This window comes from Piscinibacter sp., from assembly GCF_047600445.1.
In the GTDB taxonomy this organism is placed as follows: domain Bacteria; phylum Pseudomonadota; class Gammaproteobacteria; order Burkholderiales; family Burkholderiaceae_C; genus Piscinibacter.
In genome coordinates, this window is the sequence record NZ_JASGKT010000002.1 from 69,263 (window position 1) to 86,673 (window position 17,411).

Annotated in this window: 19 protein-coding genes; 9 read left to right on the top strand and 10 right to left on the bottom strand. The window is 71.8% G+C overall.

From position 1 onward, the window contains the following. Window positions 1-3: 3 nt before the first annotated feature. On the top strand, window positions 4-2,004 hold the full coding sequence (locus QM792_RS04260) for a biotin carboxylase N-terminal domain-containing protein (protein ID WP_415147958.1): 2,001 nt from the start codon (window positions 4-6) through the stop codon (window positions 2,002-2,004). 7 nt (window positions 2,005-2,011) lie between these two features. Here the strand turns inward: QM792_RS04260 and QM792_RS04265 are convergent, their stop codons facing one another. Further along, complete coding sequence (locus tag QM792_RS04265) at window positions 2,012-2,377, bottom strand: hypothetical protein (RefSeq protein ID WP_415147959.1); 366 nt, start codon at window positions 2,375-2,377, stop codon at window positions 2,012-2,014. A 110-nt stretch (window positions 2,378-2,487) separates the two neighbouring features. Between QM792_RS04265 and QM792_RS04270 the strand changes: the two genes are divergently transcribed. From QM792_RS04270 to QM792_RS04295, 6 genes are all read left to right on the top strand, one after another. Further along, complete coding sequence (locus tag QM792_RS04270) at window positions 2,488-3,402, top strand: hydroxymethylglutaryl-CoA lyase (RefSeq protein WP_415147960.1); 915 nt, start codon at window positions 2,488-2,490, stop codon at window positions 3,400-3,402. Between the two features lie 53 nt (window positions 3,403-3,455). Further along, window positions 3,456-3,935, top strand: a complete 480-nt coding sequence (locus tag QM792_RS04275) for a YbaK/EbsC family protein (RefSeq protein WP_415151579.1) — start codon at window positions 3,456-3,458, stop codon at window positions 3,933-3,935. Next, window positions 3,932-4,138 carry a DUF1289 domain-containing protein gene (locus tag QM792_RS04280; RefSeq protein WP_415147961.1) on the top strand — a complete coding sequence of 69 codons (207 nt, stop codon included), beginning with the start codon at window positions 3,932-3,934 and terminating at the stop codon, window positions 4,136-4,138. Before QM792_RS04275 ends, QM792_RS04280 begins: the two co-directional genes overlap by 4 nt. After that, window positions 4,135-4,773, top strand: a complete 639-nt coding sequence (locus QM792_RS04285; protein ID WP_415147962.1) for a 2-hydroxychromene-2-carboxylate isomerase — start codon at window positions 4,135-4,137, stop codon at window positions 4,771-4,773. Before QM792_RS04280 ends, QM792_RS04285 begins: the two co-directional genes overlap by 4 nt. 115 nt (window positions 4,774-4,888) lie before the next feature. Beyond that, entirely contained in the window at window positions 4,889-6,049 is a 1,161-nt protein-coding gene (locus QM792_RS04290) for a PepSY-associated TM helix domain-containing protein (protein ID WP_415147963.1), read from the top strand. Continuing rightward, window positions 6,046-6,237 carry a hypothetical protein gene (locus tag QM792_RS04295; RefSeq protein WP_415147964.1) on the top strand — a complete coding sequence of 64 codons (192 nt, stop codon included), beginning with the start codon at window positions 6,046-6,048 and terminating at the stop codon, window positions 6,235-6,237. Before QM792_RS04290 ends, QM792_RS04295 begins: the two co-directional genes overlap by 4 nt. On the opposite strand, the gene QM792_RS04300 is transcribed toward QM792_RS04295, so the two are convergent. After that, window positions 6,234-7,064 carry a MipA/OmpV family protein gene (locus QM792_RS04300; protein WP_415147965.1) on the bottom strand — a complete coding sequence of 277 codons (831 nt, stop codon included), beginning with the start codon at window positions 7,062-7,064 and terminating at the stop codon, window positions 6,234-6,236. The two genes, QM792_RS04295 and QM792_RS04300, sit on opposite strands and share 4 nt — an antisense overlap. Before the next feature lie 209 nt (window positions 7,065-7,273). On the opposite strand from QM792_RS04300, the gene QM792_RS04305 reads away from it, so the two are divergent. Both QM792_RS04305 and QM792_RS04310 read left to right on the top strand, forming a co-directional pair. Beyond that, the gene (locus tag QM792_RS04305) at window positions 7,274-8,950 is read left to right on the top strand and encodes an MFS transporter (protein WP_415147966.1); all 1,677 of its coding nucleotides are present in this window, start codon (window positions 7,274-7,276) and stop codon (window positions 8,948-8,950) included. A 34-nt stretch (window positions 8,951-8,984) separates the two neighbouring features. Then, window positions 8,985-9,152, top strand: a complete 168-nt coding sequence (locus tag QM792_RS04310; RefSeq protein ID WP_415147968.1) for a hypothetical protein — start codon at window positions 8,985-8,987, stop codon at window positions 9,150-9,152. A 73-nt stretch (window positions 9,153-9,225) separates the two neighbouring features. Here QM792_RS04310 and QM792_RS04315 read toward each other — a convergent pair whose 3' ends face one another. The 8 genes from QM792_RS04315 to QM792_RS04350 form a co-directional block, all read right to left on the bottom strand. Further along, window positions 9,226-9,894 carry a general secretion pathway protein GspB gene (locus QM792_RS04315; protein WP_415147969.1) on the bottom strand — a complete coding sequence of 223 codons (669 nt, stop codon included), beginning with the start codon at window positions 9,892-9,894 and terminating at the stop codon, window positions 9,226-9,228. Between the two features lie 4 nt (window positions 9,895-9,898). Next, window positions 9,899-11,551 carry an AAA family ATPase gene (locus QM792_RS04320; protein WP_415147970.1) on the bottom strand — a complete coding sequence of 551 codons (1,653 nt, stop codon included), beginning with the start codon at window positions 11,549-11,551 and terminating at the stop codon, window positions 9,899-9,901. Beyond that, a complete protein-coding gene (locus QM792_RS04325) occupies window positions 11,527-11,772 on the bottom strand; it encodes a cysteine-rich CWC family protein (protein ID WP_415147971.1) in 246 nt (81 codons plus the stop codon). The genes QM792_RS04320 and QM792_RS04325 overlap by 25 nt, the downstream gene beginning before the upstream one ends. A gap of 10 nt (window positions 11,773-11,782) precedes the next feature. Then, window positions 11,783-13,330: a malonate--CoA ligase gene (locus QM792_RS04330; protein WP_415147972.1), complete on the bottom strand. Its 1,548-nt coding sequence runs from the start codon at window positions 13,328-13,330 to the stop codon at window positions 11,783-11,785. A 7-nt stretch (window positions 13,331-13,337) separates the two neighbouring features. Then, window positions 13,338-14,126: an enoyl-CoA hydratase/isomerase family protein gene (locus QM792_RS04335; RefSeq protein WP_415147973.1), complete on the bottom strand. Its 789-nt coding sequence runs from the start codon at window positions 14,124-14,126 to the stop codon at window positions 13,338-13,340. 115 nt (window positions 14,127-14,241) lie between these two features. Next, on the bottom strand, window positions 14,242-15,234 hold the full coding sequence (locus QM792_RS04340; protein WP_415147974.1) for a Bug family tripartite tricarboxylate transporter substrate binding protein: 993 nt from the start codon (window positions 15,232-15,234) through the stop codon (window positions 14,242-14,244). 32 nt (window positions 15,235-15,266) lie between these two features. After that, entirely contained in the window at window positions 15,267-16,619 is a 1,353-nt protein-coding gene (locus tag QM792_RS04345) for a malonyl-CoA decarboxylase (protein ID WP_415147975.1), read from the bottom strand. Then, window positions 16,609-17,253: a GntR family transcriptional regulator gene (locus QM792_RS04350; RefSeq protein ID WP_415147977.1), complete on the bottom strand. Its 645-nt coding sequence runs from the start codon at window positions 17,251-17,253 to the stop codon at window positions 16,609-16,611. Before QM792_RS04350 ends, QM792_RS04345 begins: the two co-directional genes overlap by 11 nt. Between the last annotated feature and the right edge of the window lie 158 nt (window positions 17,254-17,411).

Below are 17,411 nucleotides of genomic sequence, written 5' to 3' on the forward strand. Positions count from 1 at the left end.
GCCATGTTCAGCAAGATCCTGATCGCCAACCGCGGTGAGATCGCCTGCCGCGTCGCCGCCACCGCGCGCCGCCTGGGTGTGCGCACCGTGGCCGTCTACTCCGACGCCGACGCGAACGCCAAGCACGTCGCCGCCTGCGACGAGGCGGTGCGCATCGGCGGCAACGCGCCGCGCGACAGCTACCTGCGCGCCGAGCGCATCCTCGAGGCGGCGCGCGCCACCGGCGCGCAGGCGGTGCATCCGGGCTACGGCTTCCTCAGCGAGAACGAGGAGTTCGCGCAGGCCTGCGCCGACGCCGGCCTCGTCTTCATCGGCCCGCCGCCGGCGGCGATCAAGGCGATGGGGCTGAAGGCCGAATCCAAGCAGTTGATGGAGAAGGCCGGCGTGCCGCTGGTGCCGGGTTACCACGGCGCCGACCAGGACCCGGCGCTGCTCGCGCGCGAGGCCGGGCGCATCGGCTACCCGGTGCTGATCAAGGCCAGCGCGGGCGGCGGCGGCAAGGGCATGCGCATCGTCGCGCAGGCCTCGGAGTTCGACGCCGCGCTCGCCTCCTGCCAGCGCGAGGCGCGCGCCAGCTTCGGCGACGACGCCGTGCTGATCGAGCGTTATGTCACGCGCCCGCGCCACATCGAGATCCAGGTGTTCGGCGACGCGCACGGGAACTGCATCCACCTCTTCGAGCGCGACTGCTCGGTGCAGCGGCGCCACCAGAAGGTGCTGGAGGAAGCGCCCGCGCCGGGCCTGAGCGAAGCGCGCCGGCGCGAGATGGGCGCGGCGGCGGTGGCGGCGGCCAAGGCGGTGGGCTACGTCGGCGCCGGCACGGTGGAGTTCATCGCCGAGCCCGCGCCCGGCGGCGAGCTGCGCTTCTTCTTCATGGAGATGAACACGCGGCTGCAGGTGGAGCACCCGGTCACCGAGGCCATCACCGGGCTCGACCTGGTGGAGTGGCAGTTGCGCGTCGCCGCCGGCGAACCGCTGCCGCTGAGGCAGGACGAGCTGCGCATCCGCGGCCACGCGATCGAGGCGCGCATCTGCGCCGAGAACCCCGACGCGAACTTCCTGCCCGCCACCGGCACGCTCGACGTGTACCGCACGCCGCGGGCGGCGCAGTTCGAGCGCGCCGAGGTGCGCATCGACGCCGGCGTGCGCGAGGGCGACGCGATCTCGCCGCACTACGACTCGATGATCGCCAAGCTGATCGTCTGGGGCGCCGACCGCGCGCAGGCGCTGGCGCGGCTGGACGCGGCGCTGGCGCACACCCACATCGTCGGCCCGCACACCAACGTCGGCTTCCTGCGCCGCGTGGCGGCGAGCCGCTCGTTCGCGCAGGCCGACCTGGACACCGCGCTGATCGAGCGCGAGCGCGGCGCCTTGTTCGACCCGCCGGCGCTGGCGCTGGAGGTCGCCGCCGCCGGCGTGGTCGCGCACGAACTGGCGCGCGAGCGCGCCGGCGAGGACGCCGACCCCTGGTCGCGCCGCGACGGCTGGCGGCTGCACGGCGCGGCGATCCGGCGCTTCGACATCGAAACCGCCGGCCAGCGCCACGTCGCGCGGCTGCTGCGCTCGCACCGCGGCGAGACGCTGCTGTCGATCGCCGAGGCGAGCTGGCCCTTCGCCAGCGCCGCGCGCGGCGGCGCGCGGCACGACGTGACGCTGGGCGAACGGCGCTGGACGCTGTCGGTCCACGCCGTCGGCGAGCGCTTCGCGGTGTTCGCGCCGGAGGCGAGCGCGACGCTGCACATCGTCGACCCGATCGCCCATGCCGGCGACGCGGCCGGCGATGGCGGGCGGCTGTCGGCGCCCATGCCCGGCAAGCTGATCGCGCTGCTGGCCCAGGCCGGCGACGCGGTGAAGAAGGGCCAGCCGCTGGCGGTGATGGAGGCAATGAAGATGGAGCACACCATCACCGCGCCGCGCGACGGCACGGTGACCGAACTGCTCTACGCCGTCGGCGACCAGGTGCTGGAAGGCGAGGAACTGCTGCGGCTGGAGGCCGCCGCGTGAGGGCGGCTCAGCCCTGCCGCGGCGCGCCGCCGCGGCGCGCCCAGGTCGACGGCTTGAGCCAGCTCGACGGCGGCGGCTCGCCGCCGTCGAGCTCGAATTCGACCGGGCGCGAGACGCCGAAGCCCGAGGTGTCGTCGGCCCAGGCGGTGTCCTGCGGCACGCGGCCGGGCGTCTGCGGCGCGTTGCCGGCTTCGCGCAACTGGCGCGCCATCGCGGCCAGTTCGGCGTCGCCCGAGGCTTCGCAGACCCAGATCGCCTCGCGTACCTCGCCGCCGGCCTTCATCAGGTCGCCGATCTCCACCTTGTGGCCATAGTGGCGCAGCAGCGCAAAATGGATGCGGGTGGCGAGGCGGAGGCGGGTGCTGGTGTTCACGAGTGGTTCCCCGGGCTGGTCGATGTATCTTCATGTGTCAGAGTCGTTACAGCCATCCCTAGCTGCGGGGAAAACGACGTGAGCCCGGCTGTTTGCACGAGACTTTTTTCATGATTCCTTCGACTGTCCGCATCGTCGACGTGGGGCCGCGCGACGGATTGCAGAACGAGAAGCAGCCGGTGGCCACGGCGCACAAGGTCGAGCTGGTGCATCGCCTGCAGCAGGCGGGCCTGCGCGAGATCGAGGTCACCAGCTTCGTGAGCCCGAAGTGGGTGCCGCAGATGGCCGACAACACGCAGGTGATGGCCGCCATCGAACGCCGGCCCGGCGTGCGCTACTCGGTGCTGACGCCCAACCTGCAGGGCCTGGAAGCCGCGCTGCCGACGCGGCCCGACGAGATCGTCGTGTTCGGCGCGGCCAGCGAGGCCTTCAGCCGGCGCAACATCAACTGCTCGATCGCCGAATCGGTGCAGCGCTTCGCGCCCGTGGTCGAGCAGGCGCACCGGCACGGCCTGAAGGTGCGCGCGGCGATCTCCTGCGCGCTCGGCTGCCCCTACCAGGGCGAGGTGTCGCCCGACGAGGTGGAACACGTGGTGCGGCTGATGAAGGCCATCGGCGTCGACCACTGCGGCGTGGCCGACACCATAGGCGTCGGCACGCCGCGGCGCGTGCAGGCGGCGATGGAGCGCGCGCTGAAGCACTTCCCGCTGGCCGAGGTGAGCGGCCATTTCCACGACACCTACGGCCAGGCGCTGGCCAACATCTACGCCTGCCTGGAGATGGGCATCCACACCTTCGACGCCAGCGTGGCCGGGCTGGGCGGCTGCCCGTATGCCAGGGGCGCGACCGGCAACGTCGCCACCGAAGACGTGGTGTTCATGCTCGACGGGCTGGGCATCGACACCGGCATCGCCCTCGACGCGCTGGTCGACGCCGGCGCGTTCATCTCCGAGGTGCTGGGCCGGCCGCCGGTGTCGCGCGCCGGCAAGGCGCTGCTGGCCAAACGCGAGAAGGTGGCGGCATGAGCGCGCTGCCGAACGACATGACCGACATGACCGACATGACCGATACGACCGATATGAGCGGCAGGCCGGAAGGCTTCCGGCGCGTCGCGCGTGCGCTGGCCGAGCGCGGCCATCCGCACGCGCCGCGCTGGCTGGAGGTGTCGGCGCGCACCTCGCAGGAGGCCGCCGAGGCGCTCGGCGTGCAGGTCGGCCAGATCGCCAAGAGCGTGATCTTCCGGCGCAAGGCCGACGAGGCGGCGGTGCTGGTCGTCACCTCGGGCGACAAGCGTGTCGACGAGAAGAAGGTGGCGGCGATCGTCGGCGCGCTGGGCCGCGCCGACGCCGACTTCGTCAAGGCGCGCACCGGCTTCACGATCGGTGGCGTGTCGCCGGTCGCGCACGCCGCCGCGCCGGTGACGCTGATCGACCGCGAGCTGTTCCGCTTCGGCGAGATCTGGGCCGCGGCCGGGCATCCGAACGGCGTGTTCCCGCTCAGCCCGGCGCAGCTCGAAGCGCTGACCGGCGCGCCGGTGGCCGACGTGACGCAGGCATGAACGGCACGAGCGGCGGCGTGCCCTCGCCCTGCGTCAGCGTCTGCCGCATGGACGCGCGCAGCGGCTGGTGCGAAGGCTGCCTGCGCACGCTAGCCGAGATCGCCGCCTGGTCGGTGATGGACGACGATGCCAAGCGCGCCGTGTGGCAGGTGCTGGCGCAGCGCCGCGAGGCGCTCGCCGCGGCGGGAGGCGGCGCGCGATGAAGGCCTTGCAGTTCTGGTTCGACCCGGTGTCGCCGTATGCCTGCCTGGCCTTCGAGCAACTGCCGCGCGCGCTCGAAGGCCTGTCGTACCGCGTCGACTACCGGCCCATCCTGTTCGCCGGCTTGCTCAAGCAATGGGGGCAGAAGGGCCCGGCCGAGATCGAACCCAAGCGCGCCTGGACCTTCCGCCACGTGGCCTGGCAGGCGCGGCGCCTGGGCATCGCGCTCGACACGCCAGCGCAGCACCCCTTCAACCCGCTCGCGCTGCTGCGCCTGCTGCACGCCTGCGCGCGCGACGGCGCCACGCCCAGCCGCTGGCAGTGCGAGCAGGTGCTGCACCACGTCTGGCACGGCGGCGCCGACGCCAACGAGGCGCGGCGCCTCGCCGAGCTGCGCACCCGCCTGGCCCCGGCGCGCGACCCGGACGGCGACGCCGTCAAGCAGGCGCTGCGGGATGCGACCGCGCAGGCGCTCGCGCGCGGCGTGTTCGGCGTGCCCACCATCGAGGTCGACGGCCGCCTGTTCTGGGGCCTCGATTCGCTCGACATGCTGGCGGCTTACCTGAGCGGCGACGCCTGGTTCGACGGCCCGGCGTGGGACGAGGCCGGCGCGCCGCGGCCCGGGGTCGTGCGCTGACCGTTGTTTCTGAGAATCATTCGCAATAAAATGCGTGCGCACCTTCAGCGCCGCATGCCATGAAACAGCCATCCCCGCCGCTCGTCCTTTCTTGCGCCCCGGGCGCCGACGCGCGATGAACGCCTCCCGCTTCAAGACCTGGGCCTGGGTACACAAGTGGTCCAGCCTGGTCTGCACGGTCTTCATGCTGCTGCTGTGCATCACCGGGCTGCCGCTGATCTTCCACCACGAGATCGGGCACCTCACCGGCACCGAGGTCGAGCCGCCGGAGATCGTGCACAGCGGGCCGTATGCCAGCCTCGACACGGTGCTGGCCGCGGCGCGCGCGCGCCATCCCGAGCGCGTGGTGCAGTTCGCCTCCCAGGAGGAGGACGACGACCGGCTCTGGTTCGTCACGCTGACGCCGACGCCCGCGCCGACCGACGACTTCCGCTCCGTCGCCGTCGACGCGCGCACCGGCGCCGTGCTCGCCGAGCCGCGTTTCGACGAAGGCTTCATGTGGGTGATGTTCAAGCTGCACGTCGACCTGTTCGCCGGGCTGGCGGGCAAGCTCTTCCTCGGGCTGATGGGCCTGCTGCTGCTGGTGGCCCTGGTCAGCGGCGTGGTGCTGTACGCGCCGTTCATGCGCAAGCTGGAATTCGGCGCGGTGCGGCGCGAACGCTCCACGCGCGTCAAGTGGCTGGACCTGCACAACCTGCTGGGCATCGTCACGCTGGTGTGGGCGCTCGTGGTCGGCGCCACCGGCATGATCAACACCTGGGCCGACCTGCTGATCAAGTACTGGCAGTTCACCCACGTCAGCGCGCTGCTCGCGCCCTACCAGGGCCAGCCGCTGGTGGCCGACGCCGAGCGCGCGCCGATGCAGCGCGTGGTCGAGGCGGCGCGCTCGCAGCGGCCGGAGATGAAGCTCGCGTTCATCGCCTTTCCCGGCACGGCGTTCTCGAGCCCGCACCACAGCACGGTGTTCCTGCGCGGCACCACGGCGCTGACCTCGCGGCTGCTGCAGCCGGTGCTGGTGGACGCGAAGACCGCCGAGGTCACCGCCGCGCCGCCGCTGCCGTGGTACCTCAACGCGCTGCTGGTGTCGCAGCCGCTGCACTTCGGCGACTACGGCGGCATGCCGCTGAAGATCATCTGGGCGCTGCTCGACCTCATCACCATCGTCGTGCTCGGCAGCGGCCTGTACCTGTGGCTGGCGCGGCGCCGCGTCGCGCCGGTGCAGGTCGCGGTGGAGGACGGCGCCGAGCTCGACGAACTGGCGCAGGCGGCGCGATGAAGACGCTCGCGCAGGTCTTCGCGGTGCCGCTGCTGCTGGGCGTGCTCGCCACCGTCGGGCTGGTTGGGGCGCTGGTCGGCGACGGCGTGTGGGACGTGCTGTCCTGGCTCACGCTCGGCAGCACCATCGTGGTGGCGCTGTGGTACGCGCTGCGGCGCGGGCCGCGCGCCCGCCGCGCGGCCGGCTAACTGCCATCGGCGCTCTCGCCGCTGCGCCACGGCGTCCAGACGATGCCGGCGCCGATCGAGACGTTGGTCTTGGCCGCCAGCAGCGGGCTGGCGCGGTTGGCCGCGCCGTGCAGCGCGTTGACCTGGCCGGCGACGAACCACGACAGCTCGCGCGAGAAACGCTGCCGCAGCGACAGGCCGAACTCGCTGCCGAGGTAGCCGGCGCGCGCCGCGTAGGCCGGCCGCGCGGCGGTGGCCTGGCTCGCGTCCACTTCGTAGAAGTAGCGCTGCAGCGGCCGGCTCGCCCAGGTCGGCTCGAACGAGGCCGTCAGCATCGAACCCGGGCCGATCACGCCCGGCTCGCGCCAGCGCAGCTCGGCCGACGCCGTCGCGCCGCGCGAGTCGAGGCGGCGCCAGTCGGTCGAGCCGATCGCGCGCAGCTTGAAGTGCGCCGAGGCGCCGCCGCCGCCGGCGCCCTGCCAGCCCTTGTAGACCAGTTGCGGGCCGATGCCGAACAGGTAGTCGAGCTCGGGCATGCCGGCGCGGCGCGGGTTGCTGCGTGTGTTGAAGGCGGCGGTGGCGCTCAGGTCGAACTCCCACTGCGAGGTGTCGACGAAGCGGCCGCGCAGGCCGCGCTCGTCGAGGCGCAGCACCGGGCCGCGGTACACCAGCCAGGGCACGGCGATCGCGCGCCAGTGCGAGCGGTCGGCGCCGGGGTAGTCGGGAATGCGGCCGCCGCCGGCGGCCAGGCCGGCCTCCCAGCGCGGCAGCGCGCTCGGCGCGTCCGCCTGGGCGGCGGCCAGCGCCGGCGCGAGTGCCAGCGCGAGGGCGGGGATGAAGCGAAGCATGGTGCGCGCAGTATCCCGCGCGCCGCTCCGCCAGGTGATCGGATGCTCGCTAACCCGCGCTTTTCGCATCGAGGAATGAAATCTCCGGGTTGTGCCTGAGTTTGTCAGTTTTTGTTGGCGGCGTGTCAGAGATCGGTCAGAGCTTCACCAGACAGTGCGAACCCATGTCGCCATCGGGGGCGGCGCATCCCAATCGAGGAGATCCACACATGGCAACCAACACGCTCGGCAAGCCCGCCGCTGCGAACCGGCCGATGACGGCGGAGGAGAAGAAGGTCATCTTCGCCTCCTCGCTAGGAACGGTGTTCGAGTGGTACGACTTCTACCTGTACGGTTCGCTCGCGGCGATCATCGCCAAGCAGTTCTTCTCCGGCCTCGACGCCGGGTCGGCCTTCATCTTCGCGCTGCTCGCCTTCGCGGCCGGCTTCATCGTGCGTCCGTTCGGCGCGCTGGTGTTCGGGCGCCTGGGCGACATGATCGGCCGCAAGTACACCTTCCTGGTGACCATCCTGATCATGGGCCTGTCGACCTTCATCGTCGGCATCCTGCCCACCTACGCCTCGATCGGCGTGGCCGCGCCGGTGATCCTGATCATCCTGCGCCTGCTGCAGGGCCTCGCGCTCGGCGGCGAGTACGGCGGCGCGGCGACCTACGTGGCCGAGCACTCGCCGCAAGGCAAGCGCGGCGCGTACACCTCGTGGATCCAGACCACCGCGACGCTGGGCCTGTTCCTGTCGCTGCTGGTGATCCTGGGCACCCGCACCGCGATGGGCGAGGCCGCCTTCGCCGACTGGGGCTGGCGCATCCCGTTCATCGTCTCGATCGCCCTGCTGGCCATCAGCGTGTGGATCCGCCTGTCGATGAACGAATCGCCCGCCTTCAAGAAGATGAAGGAAGAGGGCAAGACCTCCAAGGCGCCGCTGACCGAGTCGTTCGGCCAGTGGAAGAACCTGAAGATCGTGATCCTGGCGCTGATCGGCCTGACCGCCGGCCAGGCCGTGGTCTGGTACACGGGCCAGTTCTACGCGCTGTTCTTCCTGACGCAGGCGCTCAAGGTCGATGGCGCGACCGCGAACATCATGATCGCGATCTCGCTGCTGATCGGCACGCCGTTCTTCATCGTGTTCGGCACGCTGTCGGACAAGATCGGCCGCAAGCCCATCATCATGGCCGGCTGCCTGATCGCCGCGCTGACCTACTTCCCGCTGTTCAAGGCGCTCACCGAGGCGGCCAACCCCGACCTCGCCGCCGCGCAGGCGAAGAACAAGGTCCTTGTGCACGCGGACCCGGCCGAGTGCTCGTTCCAGTTCAACCCGACCGGCACGGTGAAGTTCACCAGCTCGTGCGACATCGCCAAGCAGGTGCTGGCGGGTAGCTCGGTGAGCTACGACAACGAGGCGCTGCCGGCCGGCACGCCCGCGACGATCACCATCGGCGAGACCGTCATCAAGAGCTACGCCTCCAAGGGCCTGTCCGCCGATGACGCGAAGAAGGCCGACGCGGAGTTCAAGAAGAACGTGTCCGACGCGCTCAAGGCCGCCGGCTACCCGACCAAGGCCGACCCGGCGAAGATGAACAAGCCGATGGTCATCGGCATCCTGGTGATCCTGGTGATCCTGGTGACGATGGTGTACGGCCCGATCGCCGCGATGCTGGTCGAGCTGTTCCCGACGCGCATCCGCTACACCTCGATGAGCCTGCCGTACCACATCGGCAACGGCTGGTTCGGCGGCCTGCTGCCGACCACCGCGTTCGCGATCGTGGCGCAGACCGGCAACATGTACAACGGCCTGTGGTACCCGATCATCATCGCCGCGATCACCTTCGTCGTCGGCATGCTGTTCGTGCGCGAGACCAAGGACGTGGACATCTACGCGCAGGACTGACCCGCAGGAGCAACGATCAATGTGGAAATTGCTGTTGGCCTTCGTCGTGTTCGCCGCCGTCGCGATCTTCGTGCTGAGCAAGGGCGGTGACATCGACATGGGCGGCGAGAAGCACGGCGCGGAGGCGACGCACGCCCCGGCGGCGACGCCGGCGGAGCCGGCATCCGCCGCGGCGCCGGCCGCTTCGGCCGCGTCGAACTAGACAGGCCGCGCGGGGCTAGCCCCGCGTTTCGATTGGGCCGGCCGGTCGTAAGACCGGCCGGCCTTTGTCGTTTCTAGAGCCCCACCTCGACGCGCTGCCCGCGGATGTTCAGCACCGCCGCCTTGGGCTTGATCTGCTCCAGCACGACGCCGGCGCCCAGCGGCTCACCTTCGTGCATCAACTGGCCGTTGACGATCAGCAGGCGGTTGGCCGGCGTGCTCGAATAGATCGAGCCGCCGAAAGCGAGTGCGGGCAGGCCGCTGCGCAGGTCGCCCGGCAGTTCGGCGAGCGAGGCGAAGCGCGGGATCGTGCTTGCCGCTGTTGCCGCCGATGCCGGCGCGGCAGCGGCCGCCGGCGCACGCGCGACGGCGGAGGCCGCAGGCGCGGGCGGCGCGGCGCGCATCGGTGCGATGGCCACCGGGCCCGTCGCCAGCGTGGGCTCGGGCGGCGGCGGGGGCGCTGGCTGAACCGGCAGCGGCAGCGGCGGCGGCGACGGGGGTGGCGGCAGCGCGGCCATGGCCGGCGGCGTTTCGTCGCCGCGCCACGTCCACGCGATCGCCACGGCAAGCCCGCCGGCCAGGCCGATCGCCACCCAGTGCCAGGGCTTCAGCAGGCCGCGCGGCGCGGGCGTGGCCTCGATCTCGTCGGCAGCTGCCGCCATCGTTTGTGTGTGCAGCCCGGGCACGCCGCCGCGCTCGCGTTCGGCGTCGGCCCTGCGCAGTGCATCGAGGATGTAGGACATCGCTTCACTTCTCCGATGCGAGCTGCGGTTCGGCCACGCCGCTGGCGCGGTTGAGCAGCATCAGTGTCACGGGCCCGGCCAGCCCGTCGGCCTTGAGGCCCTGCGCCACCTGGAAGGCGTTCAGGCGCTGGCGCAGCGCGGCGTCGAACCTGGTGGCCGGCGCGCCGGGCGGGCTCTCGCCCTGCGCGGCGGCCAGGCGCGCCGAGAGCCAGTCGACCGGCGCGCCGTCGTCGTAGCCGGGCGGCGTGCGCCACAGCGTGGCGAACTCGCCGCGCCACAGCGGCGCCAGCGCGGCGAGCGGCAGCGCCAGCGCGCCCTCGCGCGTGGCGAAGATGGCCTGGCGCGGCGACAGGCCGGTGAGCACCGCCTGCGCGCGCGCGCCGCCGCCGGCCAGCGTCAGCAGCACCGGCCGGTCGAGCTGGCGGATCAGCGCCAGCGTGCCGTTGCCGCGATAACACTGCAGTTGGGCGCGCGCGGCGGCGGCGCAGGGTTCGCCGTCGTCGAGCTGCGCGTCCCAGTGCGCGCCGAGCGCGCGCCAGGCATCGCCTTCGGCGCGCCAGCCGGCGGCGAGCAGCTTCTTCGCGTCGGCCGGCGCGGGCGGCGGCGCCGCCGAGGCGGCCGCTACGGCCGATGCCGCCGCGGGCGCGGTGGAGGCGGCCTCCGACGCCGCCTGCGCCACCGTGGCCGCCGATGCCGCGGCGGCGGCCGGCAGCGCCGCCGCGTTGCGGCGTTCGAAGGCCACGCCGGCCCACAGCGCGAGGCCCAGCGCGGCCAGCGCGCCGGCGGCGATGGCCGGGCGCTGCCAGGCCTTGGCGCGCTTCGCCGCCTGGGCGTCGCCCGGCAGCGCGCCGTCGAACACCTCGCGCGCCGCCTTCTCGACGATCTCCACGTCGACCACCGGCTTGTTGCCCGCGTAGGCGCCGAGCAGCGCGCGGTCGCACAGCAGGTTGATGCGGCGCGGCACGCCGCGCGAGAGCTGGTGGATGCGGCGCAGCGCCTCGCGCTCGAAGGGCGGCGGCCGGCTCAGCCCGGCCACGGCGAGGCGGTGGCGGATGTAGTGCGCCGTCTCCTTCAGGCTCAGCGCCTCGAGGTGGAAGCGCGCGATCACGCGCTGCGCGAGCTGCTCCAGCTCGGGCCGCGCCAGCATCGTGCGCAGCTCGGGCTGGCCGATCAGCACGATCTGCAGCAGCTTGCGTTCGCTGGTTTCGAGGTTGGTGAGCAGGCGCAGTTGCTCCAGCACGTCGGCCGAGAGGTTCTGCGCCTCGTCGATGATCAGCACGTTGGTCTGGCCGACCGCGTGCGTCTGCAGCAGGAAGCCGTTGAGCGCGTCGACGCAGTCCTTCACCGTGGCGCCCTCGGCGGGGCGCGGGATGTGGAACTCGTCGCACACCGAGCGCAGCAGCTCTTCCACCGTCTGCTTGGGGTTGAAGATGTAGGCGACGTTGCAGCGCTTGGGAATCTGCTCCAGGAAGCAGCGGCACACGGTGGTCTTGCCCGCGCCGATCTCGCCGGTCAGCAGCACGAAGCCGCCGCCGCCGCGCACGCCGTACAGCAGGTGCGCCAGCGCCTCGCGGTGGCGCTCGCTCATGAAGAGGTAGCGCGGGTCGGGCGCGATCGAGAAGGGCTGCTGCCTCAGGCCGAAGAAGCGGGCGTACATGGCGCGCAGGATACCCGGGCCGCCGTCGGCGGGCCGGCCGCCAGTTCGCGCAGGCAGGCCAGGCACAGGCAGGTGCGGTAGCGCCCGGCGAGCGCGGCGCGCAGCTCGGGCGTCAGTTCGAGCGTGCCGCAGGCGCAGGGCCCGGCGTCGGCCGCGCCGCAGCGGAAGGCGCCGCCGCAGCGCGGGCAGCGCGCGTTGTCCCCGGGCGGCGGCGTGTCCATCGGGCGCCGGTCAGGCGGCGAACAGGCCCTTGTGCTGCTCGCGCAGCAGGTTCTTCTGCACCTTGCCCATGGTGTTGCGCGGCAGCGCGTCGACCACGAAGCAGTGCTTGGGCACCTTGAAGTTGGCGATGCGGCCTTTCAGCGCGGCGATCAGCGCCGCCGGCTCGGGCCGAGCGCCGGGCCGGGGCACCACCACGGCCACCACGCCCTCGCCGAAGTCGGGGTGCGGCACGCCGATCACCGCGCTCTCGGCCACGCCGGGCATCTCGTTCAGGTAGCCCTCGATCTCGGCCGGGTAGACGTTGTAGCCGCCGGTGATGATCAGGTCCTTGCTGCGCCCGACGATGGTGACGTAGCCGTCGGCGTCGACCTTGCCGACGTCGCCGGTCTTGAACCAGCCGTCGGCGGTGAATTCCTCGCGCGTCTTCTCCGGCATGCGCCAGTAGCCCTTGAAGACGTTCGGGCCGCTCACCTCGATGCCGCCGATCTCGCCGGCGGGGCAGGGCCGGCCGTTCTCGTCGCTGACGCGCAGCCCCACGCCCGGCAGCGGGAAGCCCACCGTGCCGCCGCGGCGCTCGCCGTCTTTGGCGTGGTACGGGTTGGAGGTCAGCATGATGGTCTCGCTCATGCCGTAGCGCTCGAGGATGGTGTGGCCGCTGCGCTCGCGGAAGGCGTTGAAGGTCTCGATCAGGAGCGGCGCCGAGCCGGCGATGAACAATCGCATGTTCCGGCAGGCCTCGCGGCCGAAGCCGCTTTCGGCGAGCAGGCGCACGTACAGCGTCGGCACGCCCATGAAGACGCTGGCCTCGGGCAGCCGCCCGACCACCGCGGCCGGGTCGAACTTCGCGAACCAGATCATCCTGCTGCCGTTGAGCAGCGCGCCGTGCGAGGCGACGAACAGGCCGTGCACGTGGAAGATCGGCAGCACGTGCAGCAGCACGTCGCCTTTCACCCAGCCCCAGTAGTCCTTCAGCACGCGCGCGTTCGACAGCATGTTGCCGTGCGTCAGCATCGCGCCCTTGCTGCGCCCGGTGGTGCCGCTGGTGTAGAGGATGGCGGCGAGGTCGTCGGCCGATTTCTGCGCCGGCTCGTGAGTGTCGTCATGGAAGGCGGCGCGCTCGAGCAGCGTGCCGCTGCGGTCGTCGTCGAGCGTGAAGACGTGCGCGGTGCCGCAGCGGAAGGCGATCTTCGAGACCCAGCCGAAGTTCTTCTTCGAGCACACCACCACGCCGGGCTCGGCGTTGCCGATGAAGTACTCGATCTCGGCGGCCTGGTAGGCGGTGTTCAGCGGCAGGTAGACGTAGCCGGCGCGCAGCACCGCGAGGTACAGCAGCAGCGCCTCGACCGACTTCTCGGTCTGCACCGCCACGCGCGCGCCGGCCGGCAGTTCGAGCGAATCGAGCAGGTTGGCGATCATCGCGGTGGCGCGCTCGATGTCGCGCCAGGTGTAGAGCAGCGGCGCGCCGGGGCCGTCGGCGGTCTCTATCGCGGTGCCGTCGAGCTCGGCGGGGAAGGCGTCGCGCAGCGCGACGAACAGGTTCTGGTTGTCGTTGTCCATGGTGGGTTCAGCCGCGCTGGAAACGCGGCGTCCTCTTCTCGATGAAGGCGGTCACGCCTTCGCGGTGTTCCTCGCTGGGCGCGTAGCCGTAGTGGGCCAGGCGCTCGGCCTCGGTGGGCCCGCCGTTGCCGATCTGGCGCAGCGTGCGCTTGTTGATGCGCGCCGCCTGCGGCGAGAGCTGGCCCATCGCCCGGGCGCGCGCCAGCGCGTGCGCGGCCACCTCGGCGTCGGGCAGCACGGCGTGCACCAGGCCGTGGTGCAGCGCGGCGGCGGCGTTGAACAGGCGCGCTTCGAGCAGCATCTCGCGCAGCACCGCCTCGGGCACCACGCGCGACACCACCTCCAGCTCCAGCGGCGCCATCGGGAAGCCGAGCCGCGCGATCGGCGCGCCGAAGCGGCTGCCCTCGCCGCAGACGCGGATGTCGCAGCAGGCGGCGATCTCCATCCCGCCGCCGATGCAGTTGCCCTCGATCTGCGCGACCAGCGGCACGTCGCAGGCCAGCAGCGCCTGCAGCGCCGGCGCGACGACGTTCTCGTGGAAGTCGCGCAGCGTCGCCTCCTCGAAGCGGAACTCGGCGAACTCGACGATGTCGCCGCCGGCCGCGAAGTGCCCGCCCGCGCCGCGCACGACCACCGCCGCCGGCGCGTCGTGCGGCGGCAGCGATTGCAGGTGCAGCGCCAGCGCCTGCAGCTCGCGCCACATCGCGATGTCGATGGCGTTGAGCTTGGCCGGGTTGGCCAGCGTCAGGCAGGCGACGCCGTCGGCTTCGGCCGTCAGCGTGATGGAGCCGGGCATGTCAGAAGGCGTGAATGAACCCGTTCGCCCTGAGCTTGTCGAAGGGGGCTCGAGCGGCACGAGGGGGCTTCGACAGGCTCAGCCCGAACGGGAGCAAAGGTTCGTTCACGTTCGATCAATCCAGCTTCGCGCCGGAAGCCTTCACCACCTCGCCCCAGCGCTTCACTTCGGAGCTGACGAACTTGCCGAAATCCGGGCCGTACAGGTTCGGCGTGTCGGTGCCCAGGCCGGTCCAGGTGGCCTTGAGCTCGTCGGAGTTGAGCGCCTTCTTCATCTCGGCCTGCATGCCCTCGATCGCCGCCGCCGGCGTGCCCTTGGGCGCCCACAGGCCGTACCAGGTGGACACCTGGTAGGTCGGCACGCCGCCTTCCTTGGCGGTGGGCACGTTGGGGAAGCCGGGGGCGTGCTTGTCGCTGGCCACCGCGATCGCCTTGATGCGGCCGGCCTTGATGTGGGCGGCCGAGGAGCCCAGGCCGTCGAACATCAGGTCGACCTGGCCGGCGATCAGGTCTTGCAGCGCCGGGCCGGCGCCGCGGTAGGGGATGTGGGTGATGAAGGTCTTGGTCTGCAGCTTGAACAGCTCGCCGGCCAGGTGGTGCGAGGTGCCGTTGCCGGCCGAGGCGTAGTTCAGCTTGCCGGGGTTCTTGCGCAACAGGTCGAGCAGGGCCGGCAGGTCGTTGGCGGCCACGCGCTGCGGGTTCACCACGATCACCTGCGGCACGCTGGAGATCAGGCCGACCGGGATGAAGTCGGTCTCGATGTTGTAGTCGAGCCTGGGGTACATCGACGGCGCGATCGCGTGGTGCACCGCGCCCATGAAGAAGGTGTAGCCGTCGGGCGCCGCCTTGGCCGCGATGCTCGCGCCCACCGTGCCGCCGGCGCCGCCCTTGTTGTCGATGATGAACTGCTTGCCCAGGTTCTTGGTCATCGCCGCGAACAGCGGCCGCCCGAAGGCGTCGGTGCCGCCGCCGGCCGGGAAGGGCACGACGATGGTGACGGGCTTGGTCGGCCAGGACTGCGCGGCCGCGAACGGCGCGGCGCCCAGTGCGCCGAGGGCGGCCAGCGCCAGCGTGGCACGGCGCAGGGTCGAGGGGCGGGAGCGATGCATGGCGTGTCTTCTCCAGTGTGGTTGTGGGTCGGTCAGAGCAGGGACGCGAGAAGCCGTGACTGTGCCACTTCTCCGTGGACGAACTTCTCGTGGTGGGACTCGATGCGGCCGAGGTCGTACAGGTAGTTGACCATCATGCCCCAGGACTGGCGGCGGCCCTTGTCCGACAGGTCGCCGAGCGGGTCGAGGCGCTCCAGCCGCGCGCCGTTGTCGAGGTGGAAACGCGCCACCGGGTCGCCGTCGGCCTGCACGGCGTGCCAGCCGAGGTAGTAGGCCGCCAGGCGCAGCATGGCCTGCGCGGCGGGCTCGGGCAGCGCGCGCAGCGTGGCCGCGTGGGTGAGCTTGTCGAACTCGCCGCCCACGGCCTCGCGCAGCGCGGCATGCGCTTCGGCCAGGCGCTGGGCGCGCGCCTTGGGCAGCCCCTGGGCCTGCGCGCCGGCGCGCACCCAGCGCGCGAAGCCGGGGATCGGCGAGAGCGTGCAGAAGGTCTTGAGCTGCGGCAGCTCGCGCTGCAGTTCCTCGGCCACGCGCTTGATCAGGAAGTTGCCCAGCGACACGCCCTTCAGCCCCGGCTGGCAGTTGCTGATCGAGTAGAACGCCGCCACCTTGAACTGGCCGGGCGGCAGCGGCTCGGAGGCCTTGTCGATCAGCGGCGCGATCGCCCCCGGCATCGCGGGCAGCAGCGCCACCTCGACGAAGATCAGCGGCTCGCGCGGCAGTTGCGGGTGGAAGAAGGCGAAGCAGCGCCGGTCGGGTTGCAGGCGGCGGCGCAGGTCGTCCCAGCCGTCGATCTGGTGCACCGCCTCGTGGCGGATGAGCTGTTCGAGAAGCTGCGCCGGCGAGTTCCAGTCGACCCGTTCGAGGCGCAGGAAACCCGGGTTGAACCAGCTCGACAGCAGGTGCAGGAAGTCGGCCTCGACCGCCTGCAGCTCGGGCCGGCCGCGCAGGCGCTGCAGCAGCGCGCGGCGCATCGCGACGATGCTGCCGGTGCCGCCCGGCGAGCGGTTGATGCGCCGCAGCAGCTCCTGGCGCGGCGGCTCGGCGGCCTGCGTCAGCCGTTGCAGGTTGGCGGCGTCGGGCCGCTCGGCGTAGGCCTGGGCGCTGGCCAGCACCGCCTTCGGGTCGGGGCTGAAGTCGCGCGACAGGCGCTCGAAGAAGCCGGCCTGCGCGTCCTCGGGCAGCGCGCCGAAGCGCGCGACGAGGCCGCGCGCGATCGCCACGCTGTTGGCCTCGCCGCGCTCGGACAGCAGGCGCCGGCAGTCGATCAGCAGGCCGCGCAACTGGCGCGCGCCGTTGATGCTGTGCGCGGCGCTCTCGAAGAAGCGCCGCGCCGCCGCGAGCTTCTTGGCGCCCTCCTGGGGCGCGTCGACGGATTCATCCGGCATGCGGGGCTCCGGCCTGGTGTTCGTGCTGGCGCAGCGCCTTCAGCGCGGCGAGCTGCGCCATCAGGTGGTCGTGCATGACGCGCTCGGCGCGCGCGGCGTCGCGCTGCACGATGGCGTCGAGCAGCACGCGGTGTTCGTTGATCGAGGCCTCGATGCGCCCCGGCCAGTGCAATTGCCGGCCGCGCAGCAGGCGCACGAAGCGGCGCAGGTCGTCGGTGGCGCGGTCGAGCCAGCGGTTGCCGGCCAGCGCCTGCACGGCGCAGTGGAAATCGTGGTTGATGCGGTAGTAGGCCTCGATGTCGCGCGCCGCGGCGTGGCGTTCGAGCTGCGCGTGCAACTGCTGCAGGCGGCGGATGTCGGCCTCGCCGGCCTTGCGCACCGCCTCGTAGGCGCAGCGCCCTTCGAGCAGCGCCATCACCGGCAGCAGCTCGTCGGCTTCGTCCTCCGGGATCTCGGCCACCTTGCAGCCCTGGCGCGGCACCGGCAGCACCAGCCCTTCGGCGGCCAGCACCTTGAGCGCCTCGCGCAGCGGCGTGCGGCTGATCTGCCAGTCGCGCGCCAGCGCCAGCTCGTCGATCCACTGCCCGGGCGCGAGCTGGCGCTCGAAGATCATGTTGCGCAGGCGAGTGGCCACTTCCTCGTGAAGCGAGGAGGGGCGAAGCGGGATGGGGTCTGGCACGACGACTCCGTCAGTCCGGTGCCTGCACGATAAGATTACTAATTCATAATTACAAGCGTGCGAACCCGAATACAGGGGTGGGCGCCGGGCGTGCAATGCGGCTACAGTGTCCG